At 41.4% G+C, this 6847-nt stretch carries 5 protein-coding genes and 1 pseudogene; all 6 read right to left on the reverse strand.

All coding sequences use genetic code 11. The features are described 5' to 3' along the window. Positions 1 to 133 precede the first annotated feature (133 nt). Complete coding sequence (locus ciss_RS07925) at positions 134 to 730, reverse strand: uracil-DNA glycosylase (RefSeq protein ID WP_075865735.1); 597 nt, start codon at positions 728 to 730, stop codon at positions 134 to 136. Further along, on the reverse strand, positions 730 to 921 hold the full coding sequence (locus ciss_RS07930; RefSeq protein ID WP_075865736.1) for a CooT family nickel-binding protein: 192 nt from the start codon (positions 919 to 921) through the stop codon (positions 730 to 732). Before ciss_RS07930 ends, ciss_RS07925 begins: the two co-directional genes overlap by 1 nt. A 16-nt stretch (positions 922 to 937) precedes the next feature. Further along, positions 938 to 2341 carry an RtcB family protein gene (locus ciss_RS07935; RefSeq protein WP_077177514.1) on the reverse strand — a complete coding sequence of 468 codons (1404 nt, stop codon included), beginning with the start codon at positions 2339 to 2341 and terminating at the stop codon, positions 938 to 940. Positions 2342 to 2394: 53 nt separating this feature from the next. Then, positions 2395 to 4449, reverse strand: a complete 2055-nt coding sequence (locus ciss_RS07940; protein WP_075865737.1) for a diguanylate cyclase — start codon at positions 4447 to 4449, stop codon at positions 2395 to 2397. A gap of 13 nt (positions 4450 to 4462) precedes the next feature. Next, positions 4463 to 6514, reverse strand: a complete 2052-nt coding sequence (locus ciss_RS07945; RefSeq protein WP_075865738.1) for a sensor domain-containing diguanylate cyclase — start codon at positions 6512 to 6514, stop codon at positions 4463 to 4465. A 77-nt stretch (positions 6515 to 6591) separates the two neighbouring features. Beyond that, positions 6592 to 6847, reverse strand: a pseudogene (locus ciss_RS07950) (acetoin utilization protein AcuC); the annotation flags it as partial.

Raw genomic sequence — 6847 nt, forward strand, 5'->3', positions numbered from 1 at the left:
AAAATGTACAATTAATTTCAGTTATTTTCCGCTAAAAAATTCACGTTATAATAAAAATTGTACTTTTTGTGCAATTCTGAAAATAATAAAGCCCTCAGCCTCTTTTTTGCAAAAGGCCAAGGGCTTAAATGGGTTAAAAGAGCTTTAACTGTTCAAACTCCTCCACTTCCTGCTCTTTTTTCAAAGCAAAGTATAAATCCCGGACTTTTTGAAAATCTTCCCATGCCGGGCGTTTTTTCGTCGGATCCCGTAAAAGCGCTGCCGGATGAAAAGTCGGCATTATCTTTTTTTCACCTTTTTCATGCCAGATCCCCCGGATTTTAGTAATCCTAACCTCCGGTCCAATTAACGCCTGGGCGGCGGTAGCTCCCAGGCAGACGATAATCTTGGGTTTGATTAACTCAATTTGCCGGTCTAAAAAAGTTCGGCAAGCAGCCACTTCTTCTTTAGTAGGAACCCGGTTATTGGGGGGACGGCATTTTACTACATTGCCAATGTAAACTTCTTCCCGGGAAATCCCTGCGGCGTCCAGGATTTTATTTAAAAGTTCTCCGGCAGCCCCCACAAAAGGTCTACCCTGCCGGTCTTCTTCCGCTCCCGGACCTTCCCCCACTAACATTAAAAGGGCTTTTTCATTTCCCTCCCCAAACACAACCCTTTGGGCATGGGCTCTAAGATTGCAGCGCTGACAGGCTAACGCCTCTTCCCTTAATGCTTTAAGCTCCTCCATTAATCCTCCCGCTCCAGCAGTATCCGATGGTCCACCAGCTCCAAACGCTTTATTCTTGCTTTAATCACTTTTCTCTGGCCAAAAATATTTTCCAGTAACAGTCCCTCTTCGGTCGGAATAAGTTTATCCACCCGTTCCAAAAAAAGTTCTTCCTTATCCCCATTTACGATAAATGCACTGGCTTCACACATAAAAATCCCCCTTTTTTTAATCCTTACCTTTAATCACCGCCAGAGGTTTTAAAACCGCTACCACTTCGGCCAAACCGGCCCCCACCACCGCTTCAATTACCAAATCGATGTCCTTGTACGCCTGCGGTGCTTCATCCCGCACGTATTCCACTTTTTCATTTAAAATAACATCTCCTAAGGCTTTTTTTACTTCACTCACCGTTAAGTTCTTTAAAGAAGCTTTCCGGGACATACTGCGACCCGCTCCGTGGTTTAAAGAGTTAAAAGTTAAAGAAATATTTGAAGTGGCCCGCAGGACGTACGATTTGGTACCCATGCTTCCGGGAATTAATACCGGCTGGCCAATTTCCCGGAATAGAGGCAAGTTTTCCCGGTGCCCGGCCGGTAAGGCTCTGGTAGCACCCTTGCGGTGGACTAAAACCTTGATCCCATCGTGGAACTCCTCTTTAGCAATATTATGGGCTAAATCATAAACTAAATCAAGCTTTCCGTCTCCGAGGTATGACTTAAACACCTGTCTTAAGTAATGGGTAATAAGCTGCCGGTTGGCATAAGCAAAATTTGCGGAAGCCAACATCGCCTGATAATACCTCTGCCCTTCCGGGGAAGAAAAGGGAACCGCCGCCAAACCCTTTACCGGTACACTGACATTGTATTTCGGTCCAGCTTTATATAAAATTTCGGTATAGTCGGTACAAACCTGGTGCCCAAGCCCGCGGCTGCCGGTGTGAACCATCAAGCATAACATCCCCGGGTATAGCCCAAAACTCTGAGCAACCTCCCACCGCCTTACCTCCGCCACTACCTGCACCTCAATAAAGTGATTTCCTCCACCTAAAGTTCCAAGTCCCTCCGCACCCCGGGACAAAGCCGTTTCGGATAAAGCTTTGATCTCCGCTCCTGCCAAAACCCCGCCTTCTTCAATTTTATTAAGGTCTTCCGCAAAACCGTATCCCTCTTCTAACAAAGCCCGGGCTCCTTTTAATAAAACTTTGGGCAAAAGACTCCTTACTTCTTTTTCCCAATTTTTTTTGCCCACTCCTGCCGGCACGTATTTTTCAATGGCTTTTATTAATTCGGCAAGCCGTTCCCGGGAAATCTCCTCGGCTAAAAAAGGCGTCGTCAGTAAGCGCACCCCGCAGTTTATATCCATCCCCACCGCACCGGCAGAAATTAAGCCCTCGGGCAGAACCGTGGCCATTACTCCACCAATAGGCAAGCCAAAACCCTCATGTAAATCCGGCATCCCGTAAACCGCCCGGTAAACCCCCGGTAGCGATGCCGCATTTTGTAATTGCTTTAAAGACTCATCCCGGTATAAAGCCGGTAAAAGCTTTTCGCTTGTAATTATCAGTCCTTCCACCTGCATCTTGCCGGTTCTGGGCAACCGATAAAGGTAATCATTTAGCTTTTTTAACATAAAAATTACCTCCAGATTTTAATTGTACTACAGGCAAAAGAAAAACCCAACCTCTAAGAGTTGGGTAAATCCAGGTCTTTCAAAGTAATAACTCTATTTTTACCGGCGTTCTTAGCATAATACAAAAGCTTGTCGGCAACTCCTAAAAGTTCTTCCAAATTTTTAGCCTCAATCGGAAATACCGTAACCCCAATCGAAGCGGTTACCTTGAGCCCTGGCTCGGAAAATTTAAGTTCCGCAAGAGCATCTTTTAACTTACTGGCCACTTCATAGCTTCCCTGCCAGCCGGTTCCCGGCAGCACCACGCAAAACTCCTCTCCTCCGTAGCGGGCTACCACATCCTGCGCCCGCACCTTCTGTTTTAAAACTTCTCCCACTTTTCTTAAGACTTCATCTCCGGCAGCATGACCATAGACATCGTTAATAAGTTTAAAATCGTCCAAATCTAATAAAATAAGCCCTAATTCTTTTCCATGTCTTCTGGAAAAGGCAATCTCTTTTTCTAAGAAATTTACTAAAAATCTTCGATTATAAACTTTCGTAAGCTCATCCACCATTGAAGTATATTCCAGGACTTTTAAAAGGCGGGCATTATAAAGATAAGGTGCCGCAATTTCCACGGCCCGTTCAACCTTCTTTAACTTTTCCGGATTATTTTCCTTACAGGTAACATGAATAAGTCCCTTTACCTCACCGCCAATAATCATTGGAATGCAGGCATAATTATTTGGGGTGGTATACTGCGGACAATTCTCCAGCGAACCGGGAAAATGAAATACTATCCGCCCCCGGGAAATCGCCAGGCAGGCGTCTTTATCTTCTAAAATTTTGGCATTGCAGAAAATCTCCCCAACTAACGCTTTAACTTCTAAGTAATTTTGACTTTCATTTAAAACCAAAATGGCAGCATTATTAATATCATATTTTTGATGAAGAAAATTTATCAGAAGTTGATACATAGCATCTTCTTCTTTTTCATTTTTTAATAATCTATTTAATTCAACTTCATCTTCTAAACTTTTCACCAACTTTCTGGTATTTTCTATAAATCGCCCCAGCTCCAACGAACACTCCCCTATTTCCTTAACCTTCAATTCTTCGGTGGTTTGTAAACCCTTTTCATTAATTACTTTTAAATAATTTGTAACCTTACCGGTAATTCCATAATTTCTTTGATAAAACCCGTATAAAACCAAACCCACCGCTAAAAGCTCAAAGCTTATTAATAGCACCATTATCCCTATATCCCGGTGATACTCCTGTAAATTTTTATCCACCGGGGTTAAATAAATTATCGTTTCGCCATAATTACCTTTTTTAGCAAGCATGCTGTATTGTAAATTTTCAAGGGAGATAACCCGGACTCCGGAAAATTTCTGACTTAATTTTGCTAACTCCTTTAAATGGGCTAAAGGATAATCTCTATTTTGGGCAATTAAACTAACTTCTCCTAAATTTATTACTTTACCATAAGGTTTCTTTGCATCTAAACCCAAAGCCTTTAGCCGATTATTTTCTATAAAAACAACCACTCCCAAATCAGGATAAGCTTTGCTCGCTTCCTCTAAAATTCTTTCCCAGTTCATGCCCCCCATTAAAAATCCAATTAATTTCCCTTCCGTAAAAACTGGAACTGCCACCCGGAAGCGATAACCTAACGGCCCCAGTACCACTTTACTCTCATACTCACCCGGAACCCCTTTTAAATTTAAAAATCCTTTAAGGTTCTCACCGTAAAGCTCAGGCGTTGCCAGCCGTAAAACTACCGTTTTACTTGGGTCAAGAATCCCAAGGTTATCGATCCCAAAACTACTCCAGCTGATAAAAGCCTCCGAAAGGTATTTTTTTATACCTTCCCGGTCTTTTTTCTGAAGAAGTTCACAAAATTCCGGGTCACTTGCCACCGTTTTTAAAACCAATAATATTTTTTCTCCCTGGGCTTTTTCTAACATTTCAATTTGCTTTTCGGCGTCTTTTTGCTGCAGATTGGTAATTTGTACCATCATTTTCTCATGAACGCGATGGGCATTGGCCCACAGCAGCAAAGAAAATAGTAATATCAAAACCAGTAAAGTGATAATTTGTTTAGTCCATTCGCTTTTCTTCAAGCTTACCACCTTCTTAAGGGGAAGTAATAACCCGATTGCGTCCTTTCTTCTTGGCCCGGTAAAGATAATCATCGGCAGCCACAATCAATTCTTCGATGCTCTTGCCGTCATCGGGATAGACGGCAATGCCAAAACTTGCGGTAAGTTTAATCCCTCCGATTGCCCCGGGAAAGGTTTTTTCCATAATTAACTTTCGTAGTTTCTCCGCCAATTCTCCGGCTCCGTCTCGATCAGTGTCCGGTAATATTATGGTAAATTCATCCCCTCCGTAACGCACCGGAACATCCTGGCGGCGAATGTTTTCCTGAACCAGCGTTGCCAGAGCTTTCAAAACTTCATCTCCAACCTTGTGCCCGTAATTATCGTTTATTTCTTTAAAATGGTCTAAATCAAACATGATAATCGCTAATTTTTCTCCGCTTCTCTCCGCTACCGCTAACTGCTTTTCCAAAAACCCATACATAAAACGCCGGTTGTAAAATCCGGTAAGCTGGTCTTCGATGGCTCTTTTCTGGGCCTGGGCCAAAAGGCGGGTATTATAAATAACCGGGGAAGCTAAAGCTAAGTAGCGAAACACTTTTTCGCTGTTTACTTCTTTATCTTCAGGAAGCCTGGCTTGAATAACACCCCTTACTTTTCCTCCAATAATTAACGGATAACAAAAATAAGAGTTACAGTTTATATAATGGCAGAATTCCACTCCGTTTCTCTCTTTAACTAACGGTTTAGCTGTTCTTTTGACTTTACAAAGCTCGGGTCTATATAACACTTTTTTATCACACTGGCACATGCCGGTGGTTAAAATTTCCTCAAAGCGGTCATCACTTTCATTTAAACGCAAAATACTAACTTCATTAATTCCAAATTTTTGTTTTAACAAATTGATGATTAAATTATAGACATTTTCCTCCCTGGTCTCCTGCTGTAATATCGTTTGAAAATGGTTTATTTCCGAAAGCTCCGCATACTCTTCCTGGACAAAGGTGATTAGCTGATTTAAGCCTTCAATGATACCTTTAAATTCAAAGGGGGCCTTAATTTTTACCGGTTTTATCCCCAGAACTCCCTTTATGCTGATATCCCTCAGGGCAAGAAAAATCTCTTCTACCGGCTGCAAGCTTTTGGAAACGGTAAAAAAGATCAAAACTCCCGTTATCAGGGCTAATAGCATAAACTGGGTGAGCCCTTCTATAATAATTTTTCGGGAAAGGTTTAAAAACTCAACTTCCTCATGAACGATCACCACGGTTAAATTATTTCTATTAAACGAAATAAGGTGAAATAATCTCCCTTTAATCTTGCTAAATTTGGGTTTGGAATCGATTAATTCTCCGGGAGAAACATTCTTTAACAGGTATTGGGCAAAATTTTGGTTATTTGAACCAATATATATCCAGTTTCCATACGCCGAAAGAGGCCCGCTGTACTGTTTATTCTGGTAAATTAAATAATTATCCTGGGTTAAAGGTAAAAAAAACAAATAAATATATTCTTGATCTAAATTAATTTTCTGCAAAAAATTAGCAAATGTCTCCCCCACCTGAATTAAACCAAGAAATTCGCCCTTTTGCCCAAATAAAGGTTTTAAAAAATAAAGATACGGCCCGGTTTTTCCCAGCTCTAACCCGTAAGTCTCCTTTTTTTCCGCCAAAGCCTTTCTTATAAGAGGCCTGATTAAGATATTATCGCCAAACATTTCTTTTTTATGAAAACGGTAAAACACCGTTCCATCGGGTTTTATAAAAGCAAGATTTGTGATCCCTTGCTGTTTTAATTTCAGGTAAAAGGGAAGTAATTCACGAAAAAGGACCAAACGATTTTCAGTGGCAAAGGCATTAATTCCTTGAGTATTTAATAAAAGAAGATCGGTGGCAAGCGCCAAGCGTTTTTCTTCATTTTTTAAAGTTTCTTCCACCACCAAGTACCTATTATAACTTTCACTTACATGAGCATTACTTAACTCCTGGCGGTCTTCAAAATATTTTATTAGCCCTTGAGCCCCAAGGCCTAACATCAGAACCACACATACCGCTACAAAAAGCCGAAATTTAAACGACCAGTGCATAATTGTCCCCCTGTATACCTTATATTATTAAAGTTCTATAAAATTTTACATATTCCTCCTTTTTATAAAAAAACGCTTTAACTCCAAAAAAGAGTTAAAGCGTTTTTTAACCTTTCCACCGTTCTTTGATTTTTCGAAGTAATTTCCCGCCGGCGCTCCAACGGAATCCCGGAACTTCCCTCATCTAAAAAAGTTCTCGGTAAAAACACCCCTGCTATGCTCTCATATTTACGCCAGAAAGTGGCGGGAACATCATAAGGCAGGGAGCGTCCGGTCATCTCCGCCCAAACTATCGTCCAGGCCCGGGGTACCACCCGCCAGTAGTCGTATCCC

This window comes from Carboxydothermus islandicus, from assembly GCF_001950325.1.
Taxonomy (GTDB): domain Bacteria; phylum Bacillota; class Z-2901; order Carboxydothermales; family Carboxydothermaceae; genus Carboxydothermus; species Carboxydothermus islandicus.

Coding starts and splice junctions, on each gene's coding strand:
- ciss_RS07925 (WP_075865735.1), bottom strand. CDS start 730: ATGGAGGAGCTTAAAGCATTAAGGGAAGAGGCGTTAGCCTGTCAGCGC.
- ciss_RS07930 (WP_075865736.1), bottom strand. CDS start 921: ATGTGTGAAGCCAGTGCATTTATCGTAAATGGGGATAAGGAAGAACTT.
- ciss_RS07935 (WP_077177514.1), bottom strand. CDS start 2,341: ATGTTAAAAAAGCTAAATGATTACCTTTATCGGTTGCCCAGAACCGGC.
- ciss_RS07945 (WP_075865738.1), bottom strand. CDS start 6,514: ATGCACTGGTCGTTTAAATTTCGGCTTTTTGTAGCGGTATGTGTGGTT.